Origin of the sequence: Brucella sp. MAB-22 (assembly GCF_025908475.1) — a bacterium.
Lineage (GTDB): Bacteria > Pseudomonadota > Alphaproteobacteria > Rhizobiales > Rhizobiaceae > Brucella > Brucella anthropi.
Genome location: NZ_CP109782.1, coordinates 2,301,510 through 2,323,868, shown reverse-complemented (window position 1 = coordinate 2,323,868; position 22,359 = coordinate 2,301,510). Strand labels below are relative to the sequence as shown.

Here is a 22,359-nt window from a genome sequence, read left to right as displayed (position 1 = left end):
GGGGTAAATACAATGATGGGAGTTTCAACAATGAAGAAGTCACTTTTCTCAGGCGTTGCTCTTGCAGCAGTTATGGCTTTCGGGGGCTCGGCTTGGGCTGATGTTCTTGTCGGTATTGGTGCGCCGCTGACGGGACCAAATGCCGTTTACGGTGCGCAGATCCAGAAGGGCGCGGAAGCGGCCATCAAGGAAATCAACGATGCGGGCGGCATCAACGGCGAAAAAATCGCGATCACTCTCGGCGATGACGTATCGGATCCGAAGCAGGGTATCTCGGTTGCCAACAAGTTCGCAGCTGATGGCGTGAAATACGTTATCGGTCACTTCAATTCGGGCGTTTCGATCCCGGCTTCGGACGTTTATGCCGAAAACGGCATTCTCGAAATCTCGCCTGCTGCGACCAACCCGGTCTATACAGAGCGCCAGCTCTGGAACACGTTCCGTACCTGCGGTCGCGACGATCAGCAGGGCATCGTGGCCGGTCAGTATATTTTCGACAATTTCAAAGACGGGAAAATTGCCGTCATTCACGACAAGACCCCTTATGGTCAGGGCCTTGCCGATGAAACCAAGAAGAAGCTCAACGAGCTTGGCGTCAAGGAAGCCGTCTATGAAGGCGTGAATGTTGGCGAGAAGGATTTCTCGGCTCTGATCGCCAAGTTGAAGCAGCAGGGCGTTACGGTCCTTTATTGGGGTGGTCTGCACGCTGAAGCCGGTCTGATTATCCGTCAGCTTGCTGATCAGGGGCTGAAGGTCCAGTTCATCTCTGGCGACGGTATCGTTTCCAACGAGCTGGCCTCCATCGCTGGCGATGCGGTTGCCGGTACGCTGAATACGTTCGGCCCGGACCCGCGCAATAACCCGAACAATGCCGATCTGGTGAAGAAGTTCCGCGATGCTGGCTTCGAACCGGAAGCCTACACGCTTTACTCTTACGCTGCCGTTCAGTCTCTGGCCGGGGCTGCGAAGGCTGCCGGAAGCAACGACCCGCAGGAAGTTGCCAAGGCGCTTAAGGAAAAGGGTCCGTTCAAAACCGTGCTTGGCGACCTGTCCTATGACGAAAAGGGCGATCCGAAGCTTCCAGGCTATGTCATGTACAAGTGGGAAAAGGGCGCTGACGGGAAATATACTTACATTCAGCAGTAAGTTTCGCTTACATTCTTTCCCGACGAATGGAAATGCCCGGCTTCAAGCCGGGCATTTTCGTTTCGATGGCGTCGGTCCGCATAAAGTCATGCGGAAAAAGCAAGATATAGACTAAATCATTACTTTACTTCGGTGTTGGACGTGATTGTATCTAGCTTGACGATTGAATATAGGGCGAATCTCTATATCCAGTCTCGCGTTCTGGTGGGAGGACCAGTTTCAGCGCGGGCAGTTTCAAGCCCGAATTGCGTTTCTGGCGCTGATGCAGTCTCCCATTCGAATATCAGGTTTATGCAACGCCTCTGGTGTTGCTGTTCATGCCTGCAAAAAATGGCGGTCATCTGATCCTGTCAGACTGCCGCTCTGAATGACTATTTTGACGTGTGTCTCGAAAATCGTTTCATACCTTTCGGGATGCGCTTAGTGGGAGCAACTGAAATGAAGAAATCCTTATTCTGCGGCGTCTGCCTTTCGGCACTGGTTGTGATGGGTGGCGTGTCCTTTGCCGACATCCAGCTCGGCGTCGGCGCACCGTTGACCGGCAGCCAGGCAGCTTTCGGCGAGCAGATCAAGCGCGGTGTCGAAGCGGCTGTCGCAGAAGCCAATGCCAAGGGCGGCATGAACGGCGAGCAGATCACCATCGTCTATGGCGACGACGCTGCCGATCCGAAGCAGGGCATTTCGGTTGCAAACAAGTTCGTGGGTGATGGTGTTCAGTTCGTTATCGGTCACTTCAATTCCGGCGTCAGCATTCCGACGTCGGACATCTATGCTGAAAACGGCGTGCTGATGATCGCGCCCGGCACCACCAACCCGACCTTCACCGAGCGCGAACTTTGGAACACGTTCCGCACCTGCCGTCGCGATGACCAGCAGGGCATCGTTGCCGGCAAATATATCGCCGACAATTACAAGGACGGCAAAGTCGCAATCCTTCACGACAAGACCCCTTACGGTCAGGGCCTTGCCGACGAAACCAAGAAGTCGCTCAACGACAACGGCATGAAGGAAACGCTCTACGAAGGTGTAAACCAGGGCGACAAGGACTTCTCCGCGCTCATCTCCAAGATGAAGGCTGCTGGCATTACTGCTGTTTACTGGGGCGGCATGCATCCGGAAGCGGGTCTGCTCATCCGTCAGATGGATGATCAGGGCCTCAAGGCACAGTTCATTTCGGGCGATGGCATCGTGTCCAACGAACTTGCCTCGATTGCCGGTGATGCTGTTGGTGGTGTCATGAACACTTTCGGTCCCGATCCGCGCGACGACAAGTCGAATGCGGAACTGATCAAGGCATTCCGCGACAAGGGTTTTGAGCCCGAAGCCTATACCTTCTATGCCTATGCCGGTGTGCAGTCGCTGGTCAATGCCGCCAATGCTGCCGCAAGCAACGATCCGCAGGAAGTTGCAACCGCGATGAAGGAAAAGGGTCCGTTCAAAACGGTGCTCGGCGAAATCTCGTTCGATGCCAAGGGGGATCCGAGCCTTTCGCCTTACGTCATGTTCGAATGGCGCAAGGGTGAAGACGGCAAGTATAATTACTTCCAGAAGTAATGGAGCATTTCCAGCAAAAGCGCGAAGCGGTTTTGCGTTGGATAATGCGAGAACACAGATGCTTAGAGCGGTTCTGATGATTGCTTCATAATAGGAACCGCTCTTGTGCCTGATATATTAGCATAAAGTGCTACAAAATTCATCAATCTGCCCGGCATTTAGTCGGGCATTTTGTTTTTATCTCCCTGTTGCACAGTTTGTTTGCGCTTGTGTCTATTGCAGGTTAAGCAATGGCGCCTTTGTCATTGCAGTTAGGGAGATCTGCCTTGTCTTTCGCCCAAAAGCCTATCCGGAAAATTCTGGTCGCCAACCGATCTGAAATCGCAATCCGCGTATTCCGCGCCGCCAATGAGCTGGGGCTCAAAACGGTGGCCATATGGGCTGAGGAAGACAAACTTTCCCTGCATCGCTTCAAAGCTGATGAAAGTTATCAGGTCGGTCGCGGTCCGCATCTGGATCGAGATCTTGGTCCGATTGAAAGCTATCTTTCTATCGATGAGATTATCCGCGTCGCCAAGGTTTCGGGCGCCGATGCGATCCACCCCGGCTATGGCCTTTTGTCCGAAAGCCCGGAATTTGCTGAAGCCTGCGCTGAAAATGGCATCATCTTCATCGGACCGAAGCCGGAGACTATGCGCCGCCTCGGCAACAAGGTTGCGGCACGCAATCTCGCCATTGAAATCGGCGTGCCGGTGGTTCCAGCCACCGACCCGCTTCCCGACGATATTGAGGAAGTGAAGAAACTTGCGGCAGAAATCGGCTATCCGCTGATGCTGAAGGCAAGCTGGGGCGGTGGCGGTCGCGGCATGCGTGCTATCCGCGCCGAGGCTGATCTTGCCCGTGAAGTGACGGAAGCCAAGCGCGAGGCCAAGGCCGCATTCGGCAAGGATGAGGTTTATCTCGAAAAGCTGATTGAACGCGCGCGCCATGTCGAAGTGCAGATATTGGGCGATACCCATGGCAATGCGGTTCATCTTTTCGAGCGTGACTGCTCGATCCAGCGCCGCAACCAGAAGGTCGTGGAGCGCGCACCGGCACCTTATCTCGATGACGCGCAGCGTCAGGAGCTGGCAGGCTATGGTCTGAAGATTGCCCATGCGACCGATTATATCGGCGCGGGTACTGTCGAGTTCCTGATGGATGCCGATAGCGGCAAGTTCTATTTCATCGAGGTCAACCCGCGCATTCAGGTCGAGCACACGGTGACCGAACAGGTGACCGGTATCGATATCGTCAAGGCGCAGATTCATATTCTCGAAGGCTTTGCCATAGGCACGCCGGAATCGGGTGTGCCGCGTCAGGAGGATATTCGCCTTAATGGCCATGCGCTCCAGTGCCGTATCACCACGGAAGATCCGGAACAGAACTTCATTCCTGATTATGGACGCATTCAGGCCTATCGCTCGGCGTCGGGCTTCGGCATTCGTCTGGATGGCGGTACGGCCTATTCGGGTGCGTTCATCACCCGCTACTACGATCCGCTGCTGGTCAAGGTGACTGCTTCAGGCGCAACGCCTCTGGAAGCCATTCGCCGGATGGATCGCGCCTTGCGCGAATTCCGCATCCGTGGCGTGGCGACGAATCTTACCTTCCTGGAAGCGATCATCAATCATCCGAAGTTTCAGGCAAACGACTACACGACGCGCTTCATCGACACGACGCCGGAACTGTTCGAGCAGGTCAAGCGGCAGGATCGTGCCACCAAGCTTCTAACCTATATCGCCGACGTGACGGTCAATGGCCATCCAGAAACCAAGGGGCGCGCAAAGCCGGCTAAGGATGCCGCCAAGCCGCGCGTGCCGTGGTTCGGCGATAAGCCGGTCGCTGATGGCACCAAGCAGCGTCTGGACCAGCTTGGGCCGAAGAAGTTCGCGGAATGGGTGCGCAACGAAAAGCGTGCGCTGATTACCGATACGACCATGCGCGACGGCCATCAATCGCTTCTGGCGACGCGCATGCGCACATACGACATTGCCCGCATCGCCAATTCCTATGCGCAGGCACTGCCGAATCTGTTTTCGCTGGAATGCTGGGGCGGTGCGACATTCGACGTTTCGATGCGCTTCCTCACCGAAGACCCGTGGGAGCGTCTGGCGCTGGTGCGTGAAGCGGCGCCGAACCTTCTTTTGCAGATGCTTTTGCGCGGTGCAAACGGCGTCGGCTACAAATCTTATCCCGATAATGTCGTAAAATATTTCGTGCGCGAGGCAGCACGCGGCGGCATCGATCTGTTCCGCGTTTTCGACAGTCTGAACTGGGTCGAAAACATGCGCGTATCGATGGATGCGGTGCTGGAGGAAAACAAGCTCTGCGAAGCAGCGATCTGTTACACAGGTGATATTCTCAATCCGGAACGCGCCAAGTATGACCTCAAATATTACGTCAATCTGGCGAAGGAAGTTGAAAAAGCTGGCGCGCATATCATTGCGGTGAAGGATATGGCGGGGCTTTTGAAGCCTGCCGCGGCCCGCGCCCTGTTCAAGGCGCTACGCGAGGAAACCGATCTGCCGATCCATTTCCATACGCATGATACGTCGGGCATTTCGGCGGCGACCGTACTTGCCGCGATCGATGCGGGCGTGGATGTGGTCGATGCGGCGATGGACGCTCTCTCCGGCAACACATCGCAGCCTTGCCTCGGTTCCATTGTCGAGGCACTGCACGGTTCCGAGCGCGATCCGGGCCTTGATCCGGATTCGATCCGCCGCATCTCTTTCTATTGGGAAGCCGTACGCAACCAGTATGCCGCCTTCGAAAGCGACCTCAAGGGACCAGCTTCAGAAGTTTATCTGCATGAAATGCCGGGTGGTCAGTTCACCAACCTGAAAGAGCAGGCCCGTTCGCTGGGACTTGAAACCCGCTGGCATGAGGTGGCGCAGGCCTATGCTGATGTGAACCGCATGTTCGGCGATATCGTCAAGGTCACGCCATCCTCCAAGGTTGTGGGCGACATGGCACTGATGATGGTCAGTCAGGACCTGACGGTTGCCGACGTCGAAAATCCGGCAAAGGACATTGCTTTCCCGGATTCCGTGGTGTCGATGATGCGCGGCGATCTTGGCCAGCCGCCATCGGGATGGCCGAAGGCGCTTCAGAAAAAGATTCTGAAGGGCGAAGAGCCGTTTACCGTGCGTCCCGGTGCCCTGCTGGAACCTGCCGATCTGAACGCCGAGCGTGAAGGGTTCGAGGAGACAGTCGATCGCAAGATTTCCGATCAGGAATTCGCGTCGGCACTGATGTATCCGAAGGTCTTCACCGATTATGCATCCGCGCAGGAAACCTATGGTCCGACAAGTGTTCTGCCAACGCCGGTCTATTTCTACGGCCTGAAGCCGGAAGAAGAAGTCTTCGTCGATCTGGAGCGCGGCAAGACGCTGGTGATCGTCAATCAGGCAATGAGCGAAACCGATGAGAAGGGCATGGTGACGGTGTTCTTCGAGCTGAATGGTCAGCCGCGCCGCATCAAGGTGCCGAACCGGGCCAAAGGCGCTTCTGGCGGTGTGCGTCGCAAGGTGGAAGCCGGGAACGACAGGCAGGTTGGTGCACCGATGCCGGGTGTCGTATCAACGGTTGCCGTGGCGACCGGCCAGGCGGTTACGCAGGGTGATGTGCTGCTTTCCATAGAGGCGATGAAGATGGAAACCGCCATCCATGCCGAACGCGATGGCACTATCACGGAAGTGCTGGTACGTCCCGGCGAACAGATCGATGCCAAGGATTTGCTCGTCGTCTACTCGTAACAGTTATGGGCTTCTGTCAAAGTGGATCGATCTTCGGATCGCGTTCCAGGTCTCCTTTTCCCTCATCCTGAGGAGCCGTTGAAAACGGCGTCTCGAAGGGCGAGGGAAATGCACAACGCCTACCCTCGTCTTTCGACAAGCTCAGGATGAGGGGGAAGCGTAGCGGCCCATCAGAGACCGTAACTGTCGCTTTCGAGTCGTTAAAAGCATCAGAAACGTTAATGCCGTGCCTGTCAAAAGGTACGGCTTTTTTTGCGCTTGCAGGGTTCCCAAAATCTGATATGCATGTTTGTGCCGATTTATGCATGATTGTGCATGATAAGGAGGGTGGTGGTGACAGAGCTTCTGCTTCACGAAAGACAGGCGCGCATTCAGGAACTGCTACAGCAGTCTGGTCGTGTACTGGCTGCTGAACTGGCTGAAAGTTTCGGCGTGTCCGAGGATACGATCCGGCGCGATCTGCGCGAGATGGCGGCGGCGGGGCTCTGCAAGCGTGTCTATGGCGGCGCGTTGCGTGCCGTGCCCGAGCCTTCTCCGCTCGCAGAACGGGATTCCGAGCGACCACAAGCGAAAGCCGCCCTGGCTGCGGTCCTTGCGGAACTGGTCGAATCCGGCATGACGGTGTTTCTCGATGCATCTTCGGTGAATACGGCTCTGGCGCGACTTTTGGTCGAACGTGGTGAAGCCATCACCGTCGTCACCAATACGCCGTCTATCGCTGCAATTCTTATGGGCTCGCCGGAGATTGAGCTGATCATGATTGGTGGTCCCATCGACCGGCGGGTGAGTGCCGCCGTCGGGGCACGCGCCTTGCGTGATGCGGAACTGCTGCGGCCTGATCTTTGCGTTTTGGGCGCGTGCGGTATTGCCGCCGAAATCGGCGTAACGGCGCTGCATCTGGACGATGCGGAATTCAAGCGAGTGATAGCCGGACGTAGCCGGGTGGTGGCACTGGCCATTACGAGCGACAAGCTCGGTACGGTTGCCGCCCATGATGTCGTTCCCCTGAACGATGTCGGTGTCATGGCTGTCGAATATGATGCGGATGAAGCAGCGCTTGCGCCCTATGCGACATCGGATATGAAGATTTTACGTGCGGCAGCGGACCGCAACTGAGGGACAGATGGAACAGGTTTCCGGACGCGAAGATGCGGCGCCTGCGCGTGCGCCGATTGTAACCAGAGAGCGGATTGCCGTTGCGCTACTCTTCCTGATGAACGGCTATATTTTCGGCGGCTGGGCCCCAAAAATTCCGGAATTTGCCGAACGCCTCGGACTTGATAGTGCAGGCATGGGGTTGATGATCCTCGTCTTCGGCCTTGGTTCTCTGGCCATGATGCCGGTCGCAGGTGCGCTTTCAGCACATCGCGGTTCGGGCATGGTGGTGCGCATTTTTGCACTCGCCTTTATCCCGGCGCTGCTCATCATCGCACTGGTGCCGAATGTGGTCACGGCTGTGATCGTGATGTTCTATTTCGGCGGGACCATGGCTGCGATGGATGTGTCGATGAACGCCAATGCGGTCGCGGTCGAGAAAAAAATGCGCCGGGCAATCATGTCGTCCTGCCATGCATTCTGGAGCCTCGGCGGCCTTATCGGTGCTGCGACAGGCGGCTTTCTTATCGCGCAATTCGGATCGACCGTTCATGCGCTGGTGACAACGATTGTCGCCGCAATCCTGATTGCTATCGCATGGCCTTCGATCATCCCGGACACGGAGCATCATCATCCAAGCGGCGAAAAGCAGAAGCTGACCTTGCCGCGCAATCCTCTGCCATGGCTTGTCGGTGTCATGGCGCTGTTTTCCATGGTGCCGGAAGGGGCGATTCTCGATTGGGGCGCCTATCATATGCGCCAGGATCTGGGCGCCTCCGTCACGGTGGCAGGCTTCGGCTTCGCAGCCTTCTCGGGTTCAATGGCTATCATGCGTTTTGCAGGCGATCTGGTCCGCGATCGGTTCGGCGCGGTCAAAACCCTGCGCGCCTGCACGATCATCGCCATCATAGGCATGCTGATCGTCGGTTTCGGAAACAGCTCAGCAACGGCGATTATCGGCTTCGCGATCTGCGGGATCGGTATTTCCAACATGGTGCCGATCGCCTTCTCGATGGCTGGTAACATGCCGGGCGTCAATCCGAGTGTCGGCCTGTCCATCGCAACGACGCTCGGCTATTCGGGTATGCTGGTGGCACCGTCGCTGATCGGTTTTGTTGCCAAGCATAGCGGCTTTGGCGTGGTGTTTCTGGCGCTTCCGGTCTTGCTGCTGGTCGTGCTGGCCTTTTCAAGTCTGGCCCGATACGCGGATCATAAGCATTAAGCTTTCTTATGCCGCGCATCTTATCCGAAAACCGGTTTCCACTTTTCTGGATGCGCTATTCTGCTGTCCAGCCGCCATCGACAGGAATGGCAGCGCCATTGATCTGCGCTGCCGCATCGCTTGCGAGGAAAGCGGCAAGGGCGCCGATTTGTGCGGTGGTGACGAATTCCTTCGTCGGCTGCTTGTCCAGCATCACTTCGCGGATCACGGTTTCGCGGTCCATGTGGTAGGCCTTCATCTGGTCCGGTATCTGCGCTTCGACAAGCGGCGTCAGCACATAGCCGGGACAGATGGAATTGGCCGTGATCTTTGCGGTCGCAAGTTCCAGCGCCAGTGTTTTGGTAAAGCCGACAATGCCATGCTTGGCGGCAACATAAGCCGACTTGAACGGCGATGCCACGAGGCCGTGGGCTGAAGCGATATTGATAATGCGGCCCCAGCCAGTCTTGCGCATATGCGGGATCGCGGCAGCCGAGGTGTGAAAGGCCGATGTCAGGTTTATCGCGATGATGCGGTCCCATTGTTCGGCCGGAAACTCCTCGACGGGAGATACATGCTGGATACCGGCGTTGTTGACGAGAATGTCCACACTGCTGAACTGCTTTACCGTTTCTGCGATCAGTGCGCGGCATTGGTCGGCCTTCGACATGTCGGCCGCAATATAGACCACGCTGACGCTATGTTCTTCGCCGAGCTTGCGTGCGAGGGTATGATCCTCCTCACGGTCGGTGAAAGAGTTGATCACGACGTTGTGTCCTGCCGCCGCCAGCGCATGGGCTATACCGAGGCCGATCCCGGAATTCGATCCGGTGACGATTGCGGTCTTGCGGGCAGATACAGCATTCATGCGTGATTTCCTCCTTGTTCCCGGCGACATAATGAGAGGGCGACAAGGCAACGGCAAGCGATTATATAAAGCGAGAGCCGAATATATGCGGGCCTCAATATAGGCGGGCGTTGACATTCGCGTCGCGCTGCGCCACCTGAGAACAGGTACAGTTAAGAACAGAGCAAAATGTCTTCCGAGGCCGTCAGCTATTTTTCGCATCCATTTCCTCGTCGCCAGTCGGTTGGCGTCAGTGTCGGTGGCGTTATCGTCGGCGGCAGTGCGCCCGTCGTCGTGCAGTCAATGACCAACACGGACACAGCGGATGTGGACTCCACGGTCGCGCAGGTGGCTGCACTTCACCGTGCCGGTTCGGAAATCGTGCGCATTACGGTGGATCGTGATGAATCGGCGGCCGCCGTTCCGAAAATTCGCGAACGGCTGGAACGTCTTGGCCATGATGTGCCGCTGGTTGGCGACTTCCATTATATTGGTCACAAGCTGCTGGCCGATCATCCGGCCTGTGCGGAAGCGCTTGCAAAATATCGTATCAATCCGGGCAATGTCGGCTTCAAGGACAAGAAGGACAAGCAGTTCGCTGATATCGTCGAAATGGCGATCCGTTACGACAAGCCGGTGCGTATTGGTGTGAACTGGGGATCACTCGATCAGGAACTCTTGACCACGCTGATGGATCGCAATCAGGACGCTGGCGCGCCATTGAGCGCACAGGAAGTCATGCGCGAAGCCATTGTGCAGTCGGCTCTGATTTCCGCCAATCTTGCCGAAGAGATCGGACTTGGCCGCGACAAGATCATTCTGTCGGCCAAGGTCAGTCAGGTGCAGGACCTGATCGCCGTCTATACGATGCTGGCGCAGCGTTCCAATCATGCGCTGCATCTCGGCCTCACCGAAGCAGGCATGGGCACCAAGGGCATTGTCGCCTCGTCGGCGGCCATGGGCATTCTATTGCAGCAGGGCATCGGCGACACAATCCGTATTTCGCTTACCCCTGAACCCGGCGGCGACCGCACCCGCGAAGTGCAGGTTTCGCAGGAGCTTCTGCAGACCATGGGCTTCCGGCAATTTATTCCGATTGTTGCGGCGTGCCCCGGTTGCGGCCGTACGACATCGACCGTGTTCCAGGAACTGGCGCAGACTATTCAGGACGATATCCGCCGCAACATGCCGGTCTGGCGCGAGAAATATCCCGGCGTAGAAGCGCTGTCGGTTGCCGTGATGGGCTGCATTGTCAACGGGCCGGGCGAATCGAAGCACGCTGATATCGGCATCTCGCTTCCCGGCACGGGCGAAACGCCGTCCGCACCGGTCTTTGTCGATGGCAAGAAAGTCACGACGTTGCGCGGTCCTGCTATTGCCGAGGACTTCCAAAAAATGGTTGCCGATTACATCGAGAACCGCTTCGGACTCGATCAGAAAATCGCTGCTGGCCAGAACTAAGCGGTACAGGTAACTGCGCGCGTAGCGGTCTCTGGTGTAGCCTTTAATGTTGCTGCCCAGAAGATGAGCGTGACAAGGCTGATGCCTGCGCCAAGCAGGCAAACGCCATTCCAGCCTGCATAAGCATAGACCCAGGTTGAAACCGCCGAACCGCTTGCGCTGCCGATGGAATAGAAAACCATATAGGCGGCGGTGAGCCTGTTCTGCGCGTCCGGGCGTACACGGTAGATCATCGCCTGATTGGTGACGTGGACAGCCTGAAGGCCGAAGTCGATAATCAGCACACCTGCGATCAGCCAGAGCAGTGAATGTTCCAGCAGGGCTATCAGACCCCATGACATGAACATCAGCAGCAAAGCGATGCCTGTCATCCGCTGCGCATAGCCGCGGTCGGCAACACCGCCAGCACGCGACGCGGCAAGCGCTCCTGCAGCACCTGCCAGTCCGAACAGACCGATCTCTGCATGGCTCAGTTCGAAGGGTGGTGCGCTGAGCGGCATGACCAGTGGCGCGAGCAAAGTGGTAATATTGGCGAAGATCAGCATGGCGATGATGGCGCGAATGCGTAGTACCGGCTCGGAGCGAAACAGCGTCACAAGCGACAGAATGAGTGCCGGATAGCTAACGCTGGTCGGCTGCCGCTTCTGGTCGGGCAGGCTGCGCCACAGCAGGAGCGCGATCAAAAGCGTGATAATAGAGGAAACGAAGTAGACGCTGCGCCAGCCGCCAATGTCGGTGAGGGCGCCAGCTATCGCGCGCGCCAGCAATATGCCGAGCACGATGCCGCTGGTTACGATGCCAACCACATGGCCGCGTCGCGCCGGTGCTGCGAGGCTGGCCGCATAGGCGACAAGTGCCTGTGTGACGACGGCGAGCAGGCCCATAGTGGCCATGGCGACCAGAAGCACGGTGGCATTGGCCGCAAAGCCGATTGCGATCAGGGACAGGACCGACAGAAGGAAATGCGTGATGATCAGCTTTCGCCGGTTGAAGAGGTCGCCAAGCGGGACGAGAAAAATCAGGCCAATTGCATAACCGAGCTGGCTGGCGGCGACGATGAGACCTGCTGTTGAGCGTTTGAGGCCAAGGTCATCGGCCATCACATCGAGCAGCGGGTGAGCAAAGTAGACATTGGCTACCGCCAGTCCGCTTGCAGCCGCAAACAGAAAAAGGGTAGTCGAGGAAAGCAAAGGGCGTGCATCAGGGTTCGCGGACAGCGTTGCTGCCGCGCCGGTTGAAGGTTGCATGACGGACTCCTGCAAAACGGTTTTAAAATGAAACCATTTTGCTTGTAGCGAAAAAGGTTTTATATTGCAACCAGATTGCAATCTGTGGAGTTAACATGGTTCGAAAGAAAAGCATGAAAGGCGATTATTGCCCGAGTGCGCGCGCGCTTGATGTGATCGGCGACTGGTGGTCGCTGCTGATCGTCCGTGAAGCCTTCGACGGCGTGACACGTTTCAGCGCCTTTCAGAAGAATCTCGGAATCGCCCGCAATATTCTCTCGGAACGTCTGCGCAAGCTGACGGGAGAGGGAATCATGGAATCCGTGCCAGACCCTAATGGTGGCGCGCATCAGGAGTATCGCCTGACGGCAAAAGGGCGCGATCTGCTGCCTGTCATCGTGTCGCTCAGGCAATGGGGAGAAAAGCATCTCTTTGCGCCGGGTGAAACTCATTCGCGTCTTGTCGACAGCGTTTCAGGCGAGGACGTGGCCGCGCTTGATGTGCGTTCTCAGGACGGGCGCATGCTTTCCGCTGACGATGTGGTTATCGTCAAGGTACGTGAAGACGATCTTTAAATCGTTGTTTTTACGCATTATCCTGAGCAAAATCGGTTCCCGCTTGCGGGAGACATGCTTTAGCTCTGCCGTTCGGCGATGAAGCGGGCGGCCTGCTTCAGAATATCCGCATCCTTGCCAAAGGGTGCCAGCAAGCTTTCCGCCTGGGCAACCAGTCCGGACAGTTGCTTGCGGGTCCAGTCGATGCCGTGGAGTGAAACCAGCGTGGCCTTTCCGGCGGCGGCATCTTTACCAGTGGCCTTGCCCATCGCCTCGGCGTCGGCGGTCACGTCCAGAAGATCGTCCGCCAGCTGGAAGGCAAGGCCAATAGCGGAGCCGAATTCGGCCATGCGCTCGCGGTCTTCGCTGGATGCATTGGCGATGATGGCTCCGGCCTCGCAGGCAAAACGGATCAATGCGCCAGTCTTCATTGCCTGCAACGTGATGATGCCGGCTTCGTCAGGCTTGCTGGTTTCGGCCATCAGATCGAGAGCCTGTCCGCCCACCATGCCACCGAGACCGGATGCGCGGGCGAGCGCTGAAACCAGTTGCAGGCGAATTGCTGCATCGAGGTCGGTTTCATCCGACGAGATGATGTCGAAAGCATAGGTCAGAAGACCGTCTCCGGCCAGAATGGCGGCAGCTTCATCAAATGCCTTGTGCACGGTCGGCTGGCCGCGCCGCAGGTCATCGTCATCCATGGCTGGCAGATCGTCATGGACAAGCGAATAGCAGTGAATGCATTCGAGCGCGGCTGCAACACGCAGAACGGCGTCGCTACCTTTGCCGAACAAAGCGGCACTTTCGACAACGAGAAAAGGCCGGAGGCGCTTGCCACCGTTCAGGACACCATGCCGCATGGCGGCGAGCAGCCGTTCCGGGCGGGCGATTTCTCCCGTCTTGAGGCGCTGGTCCAGAAGGCCCGTCAGTGCCATTTCTACTTCCATGGCACGATGGTTGAGAATGGCGGTGAAATCGGTCGACAGCTTTTCCATGTCAAAGGGGATGGACGAAAGCGCTGATTTGGTCAACTGGCCACAACGATCAGCACAGGCTTTTTCATTTGAACGTCACGAAACGGCGTGTTTCGACTTGTTTCCCCGGTTGGATTATGGAATCCGGTTCAAACTTATTAAGGAATGGTTTATGTCGCTTGGGGGAAGGTAGCAGGCGGTGGCAGTGGCAAAAATCATCATCAAGAGCAAAGATGGACGCAATTATCTGGCGGATCCTGTTTGGGGTGCCCGGATTGCTCTCGCGCTCAAGATTCTGGTGATTCTGGCCGTGTTGCCGATTTTCCTGCTTTTCGTCTATTCCGTACCCTTTGTCCGCCCGATCTCGACCCTGATGGTCAAGGACTATGTTCTGTTTCAGGGCGTGGACCGGAGATGGGTCAGTATCGACGATATCGCGCCGGTTCTCGTCAATTCGGTAATGATGGCCGAGGACGGCCAGTTCTGCAGCCATGGCGGGGTGGACTGGCATCAGCTGGGGCTGGTTCTGGACGATACGGGCGATGGCGGTCCGAGCCGCGGCGCTTCCACGATTACGATGCAGACCGTGAAGAACCTCTTCCTGTGGAATGGGCGCTCCTATGTCCGCAAGGGGCTCGAATTTCCGCTGGCGCTGGCTGCTGACGGTATTCTGTCCAAAAAGCGCATTATGGAAATCTATCTCAATATCGCCGAGTGGGGACCGGGCATTTACGGAATCGAGGCCGCAGCCCAGCATCATTTCAAGCGCCCGGCAGCAAAACTCAATGCGCAGCAATCCGCACTGCTTGCCGTCACGCTGCCAAACCCGGCCTTGCGCAACCCCGCCAAGCCGACGCGCAACATGCAGCGCATTGCCCGGATCGTCGCCGGACGCGCCGCACGGTCAGGTCCCTATGTGGTTTGCGTGCAATAAATGCATGATACGAAAAAAAGATAAGACTCCCGCTGGTCAAATGCCGTTAGAGCGTGTATAGGCACGTGACTTTCCGGAATTTTGTCCGATGTGACAGGCTCTTCGGGGCCGTGCCGGACGTTTATTGACCGATCAGTGGAGCTGGATCCATGGCAGTACCAAAACGAAAAACGTCTCCGTCGAAGCGTGGCATGCGCCGTTCGGCTGACGCTCTCAAGGCCCCGACCTATGTCGAGGACAAGAACTCGGGCGAACTTCGTCGTCCGCATCATATCGATCTGAAGAGCGGTATGTATCGCGGCCGTCAGGTCCTCGAAGCTAAGGAATAAATCTGACGCTGCATTGCAGCCGAAAGATGGTTTTCAAAAACGCCGTTTCCGGTTTCCGGAAGCGGCGTTTTCTTTTGTGCGGTCTTCTCTGCAAGCTGCATGAAAAAGGCCGCATAAAGCGGCCTTGATCGCGAGCTTTTGCTGAAAATCAGCCTGCGTCTGATGCAAAGCCTACGCCTTCGATACCGGCAATGGCTGCAATTTCGTCATTGTCTGATGTATCACCGGAAATGCCTACGGCACCGAGGATTTCGCCGCCTGCATCCTTGATCAGAACGCCGCCCGGCACCGGCACGACCTTGCCGCCGGACACGCCCGACAAACCTTCCAGGAAGTGTGGACGGTCCTTGGCCTGATTGTGCAGCCAGCGCGAGCCCGTTCCGACGGCGAGTGCACCGAAAGCCTTGCCCGAGGCGATCTCGAAACGAAGGATCGAAGTTCCGTCCTGCCGCTGAAACGCTTTCAGGCTTCCGCCTGCGTCAAAGACGGAGACAGCCAGCGGCTTCAGTTTCAGCTCGGCTGCCTTGGCAAAGGCACCAGCAATAATCCCATTGGCTTGTTCGAGCGTCAGTGAAGTCATGAATATCTCCTATTTATAGCTAAATGCAATTTAGCGATCATGACCGGCAATGCACACTCCAATGCTGCTCGTCATGGGAAAAACACTTTATCGATTTTCATGAAGACGGTTGCGGGCACACGGCAAAGCTTGCCAAGGCCGGAATTTTGGTCTTTGTGTTGCGCAACATTTCAAGGAGGAAAGAATGTCCGACCAGAAAGCCATCGTCATTGCCAGCGCGGCGCGTACCGCAGTGGGCGCTTTCAACGGTGCGTTTGCCAATATCCCCGCACATGAATTGGGCGCGACGGTTATCAAAGGAGCGCTGGAACGCGCCGGTGTGGCGGCGACGGATGTGGACGAGGTTATTCTCGGACAGGTGTTGACGGCAGGCGAGGGCCAGAACCCTGCGCGGCAGGCGGCGATGGATGCCGGTTGCCCGAAAGAGACGACAGCCTTCTCGATCAACCAGCTATGCGGTTCCGGTTTGCGAGCGGTTGCGCTCGGCATGCAGCAGATTCTTTCCGGCGATGCCAAGATCATCGTGGCAGGCGGTCAGGAATCCATGTCCATGGCGCCGCATTGCGCGCATTTACGGTCCGGCGTGAAGATGGGCGACTTCAAGATGGTCGATACCATGCTGAAGGACGGCCTGATTGATGCCTTTCATGGCTATCATATGGGGATCACTGCCGAGAATATTGCCAATCAGTGGCAGTTGACCCGCGCCGATCAGGACGAGTTCGCACTTGCTTCCCAGCAGAAGGCAGAGGCGGCACAGAATGCGGGCAGGTTCGAGGATGAAATTGTTCCGTTCACTGTAAAGGGTCGCAAGGGCGATATCGTCATTTCGGCGGATGAATATATCCGTCCCGGCACGACGATTGAGGCATTGACCAAGTTGAAGCCCGCTTTCGACAAGGAGGGGACGGTTACTGCAGGCAACGCATCCGGGATTAACGATGGTGCTGCGGCTGTCGTGCTGATGGATGCGGATGAAGCCACCAAGCGTGGTGTGAAGCCGCTTGCGCGCATCGTTTCCTGGGCAACGGCTGGCGTCGATCCTTCGATCATGGGAACAGGCCCGATTCCGGCGACGAAGAAGGCGCTGGAAAAGGCAGGCTGGAGCGTCGGCGATCTCGATCTGGTCGAAGCCAACGAAGCCTTTGCAGCACAGTCCTGTGCTGTTGTGCGTGATCTTGGTCTCAACCCCCATATCGTCAACGTCAATGGCGGAGCAATCGCGATCGGTCATCCGATCGGCGCATCAGGCGCACGCGTTCTGACGACGCTGCTTTACGAAATGCAGCGCCGCGATGCCAAGCGCGGTCTGGCGACACTTTGCATCGGCGGCGGCATGGGCGTTGCCTTGTGCGTCGAGCGCGACTGACCTTCTCCTTCACTGGAACAGAGGCGGACGGAGATTTGGCTCCGTCCGCCTTTTTGTTTCCGCAATGAGACGTTTGAAATCGCTGGCGTCGGTATGGTGGCCTTGTCAGAAAGTTAACGCGAAACCGATGAGACGGTGCTCAAAGTCTGTTTAATACTGGTTTTCTATGGCGCATTGCGATCACGGACTACCAGATGTGGTGAGAACAAACGGAGAAACGTTGCAGATCAGCGATTCGTCGCCGATTCGTTCCGGCTTTGGCCTGAAGGTTAACGAAAATCGAGTTTCCATCCGCTTCGGCATTAACGAACTATCAGTAATCATTAAGATTTTCTGAAGAATTGCATTGTAATCGGAACAGCCTGTTGACAGGTTTTGCCAAAAGTTAACGGCGGTGTTGTTCCGCGTCGGGAGAACGAGGAAAAGCGGAACATCCGATTCATTATGTTGTGGGGTTTTGTGTTAGGCTTACTATATGTTGCCGTGAACAAAAGGCGAAGCTCTCTGAGTCAGCGATTCGTCGCCGATTCGTTCCAGAGTCGTTCCAATCGTTAATCGACAAGTTATTGACCGGCTGCAGATCGGTAGCCGAAAGGTTGGCAACTCGTCCATACTGAAACTTAACAGGAGCGCTTTCGGTGCAGGTCGTATAGTGCTATCGCAAGAACCAGCATCCAGCCCGTGACGGGCGCTTGTACCGGGAATCCGATTATTGGCATGAACCAACTCCCTGCCCATGATTTGCCGCTGACCTTGAGTGGCCGCGATGTGACTGCGGTGCTTGGGCCGACCAATACCGGCAAAACGCATCTCGCCATCGAACGTATGCTGTCGCATGGAAGCGGGATGATCGGCCTGCCGCTGCGCCTTCTGGCGCGCGAGGTCTATAACCGCGTGGTGGAACGGGTCGGGGCGGCCAATGTCGCGCTGGTCACGGGTGAGGAAAAGATCGTGCCGCCCGGCGCGCGCTATTCCGTCTGCACGGTCGAGGCCATGCCGCGCCGCACTGATGTGGCTTTTGTGGCTATCGATGAAGTGCAGCTCGCCGGTGATCTGGAACGCGGGCATATATTCACCGACCGCATCCTGCATTTGCGGGGACGGCAGGAGACGCTCCTGCTTGGCGCTGGGACGATGCGCGGCATTCTGGAAAAGCTCTTGCGCGGCATCAATGTGGTAACGCGTCCGCGCCTGTCGCATCTGGCCTATGCTGGGGCCAAGAAGATTACCCGCCTGCCGAACCGTTCCGCCATTGTCGCCTTTTCTGCCGACGAGGTTTATGCGATTGCTGAACTGATCCGCCGCCAGCGCGGTGGTGCTGCGGTGGTCATGGGCGCGCTCAGTCCGCGCACGCGCAATGCGCAGGTAGAGCTTTACCAGTCGGGTGACGTCGATTTTCTGGTGGCGACCGATGCCATCGGCATGGGGCTCAATCTGGATGTTGACCATGTCGCCTTTGCGCAGAACCGCAAATTCGACGGTTATCAGTTCCGCGATCTGACGCCTGCCGAAGTTGGGCAGATAGCCGGGCGCGCTGGACGTCATCTGCGTGACGGCACATTCGGTGTGACCGGGCAGGTGCATCCATTCGACGAAGAACTGGTCGAACGGGTGGAAGCGCATAATTTCGATCCGGTGAAAGTTCTGCAGTGGCGCACGGCGCGTTTCGACTTTTCATCGCTCGATTCTCTGCGGTATTCTCTGGAAACGCCCGCACCGATTGAAGGATTGGCCAAGGCTTTGCCTGCCGTTGATCAACAAGCGCTTGTAAATTTGTCGAAAGACGAAGAGATTGTGCGGCTCGCCAAGACACCGGCACGCATCGAGCTTTTGTGGGACGCCTGCGCGCTGCCCGATTATCGCAAGATCGCGCCGGCGCAGCATGCCGATATCATTGCAACCATCTACCAGGATCTTGTCCGCCGAGGGAGCGTCGATGAAGATTATATGAGCGAACAGGTGCGCCGCGCCGATAGCACAGAGGGGGAAATTGACACCCTGTCGCATCGTGTGGCGCAAATTCGAACCTGGACTTTTGTGTCGCACAGGCCGGGATGGCTTGCCGATCCGACACACTGGCAGGAAAAGACGCGCGAAATTGAGGACAGATTGTCCGACGCGCTGCATGAAAGGTTGACGAAACGCTTTGTAGACCGCAGGACAAGCGTGCTTATGAGGCGCCTGAGAGAGAATGCCATGCTTGAAGCAGAAATCAGCCCGGCCGGAGACGTGATTGTCGAAGGCCACAATGTCGGGCAACTGGAAGGATTCCGTTTTACCGCTGACGTTCAGGCCGAGGGGCCGGACGCCAAGGCGGTGAAGTCGGCTGCACAAAAGGCGCTGGCCGCCGAGTTCGAACGTCGCGCGGAGCGCTTTGCTGCCGCGCCGAATGGCGATTTCGCGCTGGGCTCGGACGGCGTTATGCGCTGGGTTGGTGCAACGGTCGCAACGCTGGTTGCGGGTGATGACCTGCTGAAGCCGCGCGCGGTGATCCTGGCCGACGAACAGCTTACCGGAGCAGCACGCGACAAGGTCGCCGCGCGTATCGAACGGTTCGTCGCTCATCATATCGAAACCGTTCTGAAGCCGCTCACCGACCTGGCTGCCGCTGATGCCCTGACCGGCATGACCCGCGGTCTTGCATTCCAGATCGTCGAGAATCTCGGCATTCTCCCGCGCCGCGATGTGGCAGAGGAAGTGCGCGGACTCGATCAGGATTCGCGTGCGGCGCTCCGTCGTCTCGGCGTGCGTTTCGGTGCCTATCACGTCTTCATGCCCATGCTGCTGAAGCCCGCTCCGGCTGGCCTCATCACGCTGCTCTGGGCGCTGAAGAACGATGGCCGCGAACGTGCCGGTTATGGCGATGTCGTGAACGTGCTGGCCGCTGGTCGCACTTCGGTCGTCGTCGATCCGGCTTTCGATCCGATGTTCTACCGTCTGGCAGGCTATCGTGTGCTGGGCCGTCGCGCTGTGCGCATCGATATTCTGGAACGTCTTGCCGATCTCATTCGCCCGGCGCTTGCCTGGCGTCCGGGTTCCGGTGCGCGTCCGGATGGCGCTTATGACGGCGGACGTTTCATCGTCACGCCTGCCATGATGTCGATTCTCGGTGCGACAACCGACGACATGGAAGAAATCCTGAAGAGCCTTGGCTATCGTCACGAGGCCATGGAAGCCGCTGCGGTCACGGCGAAGCTCGCCGAACTGGATGCTTTTGCGGCTGAAGCTGCAGTCAAGGAAATTGGCGCTTCGCCGGTCGCAGCGGCTGAGAAACCTGCCGTGCCAGCGGCTGAACCTGTGCCTGCACCGGTTGTTGTCGCTGAAACGGAAACTGAAGCCAAAGCGGAAGAAGCTCCGGTGGCTGCAGAAGCCGCACCGGCAGGTGAAACCGCAGAAGCGGCGGCTGAAGAGCCAAAGCCTGTTCTTCTGTGGCGTCAGGGTCGTTTCGAAGGCCGCAACCGTAATCAGGACCAGAACCGTCAGCGTCAAAATCGCGGCAACCAGAATCGCGGTCATCAGAACCGTGATCAGGGCGGTGAAGCACGCAAGTCTGAAGGTGGTGCAGACCAGCAGGCGCGTAATGATCGCGGTGGCAAGCGCTTCGACAAGCAAAAGCGTCATGACGGCGAAGGCAAGCGCGAAGGCTCCAAGGGTGACTTTCGTGGTGGCAATCAGCGTCAGCCGAAGCGCGATCACGGCCATCAGGGCGGCAAGCGCGTCGAGCAGGAACGTCCTGCACGTATCGATCCCGATTCGCCTTTCGCCAAGCTTCTGGCTCTGAAAGAACAGATGAAGAAGTAAAATGACTGTAGATGCGGGCGCAAGACAGCGAATCGACAAGTGGCTGTTCTTCGCGCGCGTGGTCAAATCAAGATCGCTGGCGGCGAAACTCGCCGTCGGCGGCAAGGTCCGGGTCAACCGTGACAAGATCGAGCAGGCGGCTCATCAGGTGAAGGTTGGCGATGTGCTGACCATTACCCTCGACCGACGCATCCTCGTTTACAAGATACTCGCTCCGGGGGAGCGTCGTGGTCCGGCGCCCGAAGCCCAACTGCTTTATGAAGATCTTACGCCTCCACCTGCATCCACTTCTACGATATCGCCGGAGGCCGTAGCGCCGCAGCGCGAAAGCGGAGCCGGGCGCCCGACCAAGAAAGAACGTCGCGAAACGGATCGTTTACGCGGAAGCTGACACGGACGCGTTGCCGCAGGCTCGTTGCGGCGGTGATGGAAATTGCGCATCAAACCGTTCTGGCGAAAGCGTTTTCCAAGCAAAAGCCGTCAAACGAAATGCTGTTTCAGATGTGCGTTACTTCGTGACGTTGCGGCGTTTGTACCCTTGTCACGGCAGGATAAAATCGTTACCTCACGCATTGTCATAAAAGGGCATGGGCTGAGGCTAGTGGTCTGATTCCGACATTTGCGTTCCCCTGATACAGACGTTGAGCAAATGTCGGAAGCTAAAAGACCACTAATAAACCCATGGATCTAGTGGATTTTTCGAATTTGACGTTTGAAATGAGATTGATGTCGGACGGGTATCAAACGTCAAATTCAATCCACTAGCAACCATTTCCGTGCACAGTGACTTCGTGGCGAGATATTCCAAAGCCCCGAGCCGATTGTCGGCTTGCCGGAGTATCGGCGCAAAGCTGTAGGATAGATAAGCCGCCTGTTCTGGAATTCGGGCGGCAACAGGAGTTCGACGATGACGTATGTCGTGACCGATAATTGCATTCGCTGCAAATATACGGACTGCGTCGAGGTCTGTCCGGTCGATTGCTTCTACGAAGGCGAAAACATGCTCGTCATCAATCCCGACGAGTGCATCGACTGTGGCGTATGTGAACCGGAATGCCCTGCCGAGGCGATCAGCCCCGACACCGAGCCGGGCCTCGACAAGTGGTTGGAATTGAATACGGAATATGCGGCAAAATGGCCCAATATTACCGCGAAGAAAGATGCCCTGCCGGAGGCCAAGGAAATGGACGGTGTGGCTGGCAAACTGGAGAAGTATTTCTCCGTCGAGCCTGGTAGCGGTGACTAATACCCAGCCAGCATTGCAGGTACTGCTTGCAGGCTGTTGCGAGCTGGACGGTATTGTATAAGTATGTCTTCGTTCCGGAAGACTTTGCGCTCCAGGAACGTGTACGTTCAGCCTGGCAAGACTGCCAGGTTGTCCGACATTACAGGAATGCAGGATTTATCACTTGCTTTTTCTGCAATGCATCGGCAAAAGACGAATGAAATCACGGGAAAACGCTCATATTTTAGGCGTGTTGCATTGCCAGATACGACATATTTGGCAATTTGTTGATTCTTTCGCGAAATTGTGTTAGGTTGCTCCAA

At 57.0% G+C, this 22,359-nt stretch carries 17 protein-coding genes; 13 read left to right on the top strand and 4 right to left on the bottom strand.

Annotated features, from left to right (window positions below; translation table 11 throughout):
- The first annotated feature begins 30 nt into the window (after positions 1 to 30).
- The 5 genes from OHI65_RS20760 to OHI65_RS20740 all read left to right on the top strand — a co-directional run bounded on the left by OHI65_RS20760 (position 31) and on the right by OHI65_RS20740 (position 8,757).
- Positions 31 to 1,146 carry a branched-chain amino acid ABC transporter substrate-binding protein gene (locus OHI65_RS20760; protein ID WP_010661453.1) on the top strand — a complete coding sequence of 372 codons (1,116 nt, stop codon included), beginning with the start codon at positions 31 to 33 and terminating at the stop codon, positions 1,144 to 1,146.
- Between the two features lie 438 nt (positions 1,147 to 1,584).
- Entirely contained in the window at positions 1,585 to 2,700 is a 1,116-nt protein-coding gene (locus OHI65_RS20755) for a branched-chain amino acid ABC transporter substrate-binding protein (RefSeq protein ID WP_125300884.1), read from the top strand.
- A 266-nt stretch (positions 2,701 to 2,966) separates the two neighbouring features.
- Complete coding sequence (gene pyc, locus OHI65_RS20750; RefSeq protein ID WP_040129084.1) at positions 2,967 to 6,440, top strand: pyruvate carboxylase; 3,474 nt, start codon at positions 2,967 to 2,969, stop codon at positions 6,438 to 6,440.
- Between the two features lie 330 nt (positions 6,441 to 6,770).
- Positions 6,771 to 7,556, top strand: a complete 786-nt coding sequence (locus OHI65_RS20745) for a DeoR/GlpR family DNA-binding transcription regulator (RefSeq protein WP_125300885.1) — start codon at positions 6,771 to 6,773, stop codon at positions 7,554 to 7,556.
- A gap of 7 nt (positions 7,557 to 7,563) precedes the next feature.
- Positions 7,564 to 8,757: an MFS transporter gene (locus tag OHI65_RS20740; protein WP_010661449.1), complete on the top strand. Its 1,194-nt coding sequence runs from the start codon at positions 7,564 to 7,566 to the stop codon at positions 8,755 to 8,757.
- A gap of 55 nt (positions 8,758 to 8,812) precedes the next feature.
- On the opposite strand, the gene OHI65_RS20735 is transcribed toward OHI65_RS20740, so the two are convergent.
- On the bottom strand, positions 8,813 to 9,604 hold the full coding sequence (locus OHI65_RS20735) for a 3-hydroxybutyrate dehydrogenase (protein WP_125300886.1): 792 nt from the start codon (positions 9,602 to 9,604) through the stop codon (positions 8,813 to 8,815).
- A gap of 168 nt (positions 9,605 to 9,772) precedes the next feature.
- Between OHI65_RS20735 and ispG the strand changes: the two genes are divergently transcribed.
- Positions 9,773 to 11,044, top strand: coding sequence for a flavodoxin-dependent (E)-4-hydroxy-3-methylbut-2-enyl-diphosphate synthase (gene ispG, locus OHI65_RS20730; protein ID WP_010661447.1), 1,272 nt, complete (start codon positions 9,773 to 9,775; stop codon positions 11,042 to 11,044).
- Here ispG and OHI65_RS20725 read toward each other — a convergent pair.
- A complete protein-coding gene (locus tag OHI65_RS20725; RefSeq protein WP_125300887.1) occupies positions 11,041 to 12,291 on the bottom strand; it encodes an MFS transporter in 1,251 nt (416 codons plus the stop codon). The two genes, ispG and OHI65_RS20725, sit on opposite strands and share 4 nt — an antisense overlap.
- 95 nt (positions 12,292 to 12,386) lie before the next feature.
- Here OHI65_RS20725 and OHI65_RS20720 point away from each other — a divergent pair, with 95 nt between their 5' ends.
- Positions 12,387 to 12,845, top strand: coding sequence for a winged helix-turn-helix transcriptional regulator (locus tag OHI65_RS20720; protein WP_036587731.1), 459 nt, complete (start codon positions 12,387 to 12,389; stop codon positions 12,843 to 12,845).
- Positions 12,846 to 12,904: 59 nt separating this feature from the next.
- On the opposite strand, the gene OHI65_RS20715 is transcribed toward OHI65_RS20720, so the two are convergent.
- Positions 12,905 to 13,819 (bottom strand): polyprenyl synthetase family protein, encoded by a 915-nt coding sequence (locus OHI65_RS20715; RefSeq protein ID WP_012091277.1) that lies wholly within the window; start codon positions 13,817 to 13,819, stop codon positions 12,905 to 12,907.
- A gap of 184 nt (positions 13,820 to 14,003) precedes the next feature.
- Between OHI65_RS20715 and mtgA the strand changes: the two genes are divergently transcribed.
- Complete coding sequence (gene mtgA / locus OHI65_RS20710; RefSeq protein ID WP_185757996.1) at positions 14,004 to 14,732, top strand: monofunctional biosynthetic peptidoglycan transglycosylase; 729 nt, start codon at positions 14,004 to 14,006, stop codon at positions 14,730 to 14,732.
- A gap of 149 nt (positions 14,733 to 14,881) precedes the next feature.
- Complete coding sequence (rpmF, locus tag OHI65_RS20705) at positions 14,882 to 15,061, top strand: 50S ribosomal protein L32 (RefSeq protein ID WP_006467787.1); 180 nt, start codon at positions 14,882 to 14,884, stop codon at positions 15,059 to 15,061.
- 148 nt (positions 15,062 to 15,209) lie between these two features.
- On the opposite strand, the gene OHI65_RS20700 is transcribed toward rpmF, so the two are convergent.
- Positions 15,210 to 15,641: a GlcG/HbpS family heme-binding protein gene (locus OHI65_RS20700; protein WP_125300889.1), complete on the bottom strand. Its 432-nt coding sequence runs from the start codon at positions 15,639 to 15,641 to the stop codon at positions 15,210 to 15,212.
- Between the two features lie 184 nt (positions 15,642 to 15,825).
- Between OHI65_RS20700 and OHI65_RS20695 the strand changes: the two genes are divergently transcribed.
- The 4 genes from OHI65_RS20695 (at position 15,826) to fdxA (ending at position 22,057) form a co-directional block, all read left to right on the top strand.
- Positions 15,826 to 17,010, top strand: coding sequence for an acetyl-CoA C-acetyltransferase (locus OHI65_RS20695; protein WP_094514208.1), 1,185 nt, complete (start codon positions 15,826 to 15,828; stop codon positions 17,008 to 17,010).
- A 717-nt stretch (positions 17,011 to 17,727) separates the two neighbouring features.
- Positions 17,728 to 20,811: a helicase-related protein gene (locus tag OHI65_RS20690; RefSeq protein ID WP_264358783.1), complete on the top strand. Its 3,084-nt coding sequence runs from the start codon at positions 17,728 to 17,730 to the stop codon at positions 20,809 to 20,811.
- A gap of 1 nt (position 20,812) precedes the next feature.
- Positions 20,813 to 21,202, top strand: a complete 390-nt coding sequence (locus tag OHI65_RS20685; protein WP_012091281.1) for an RNA-binding S4 domain-containing protein — start codon at positions 20,813 to 20,815, stop codon at positions 21,200 to 21,202.
- A 516-nt stretch (positions 21,203 to 21,718) separates the two neighbouring features.
- Complete coding sequence (gene fdxA / locus OHI65_RS20680; protein ID WP_125300891.1) at positions 21,719 to 22,057, top strand: ferredoxin FdxA; 339 nt, start codon at positions 21,719 to 21,721, stop codon at positions 22,055 to 22,057.
- Positions 22,058 to 22,359 lie beyond the last annotated feature (302 nt).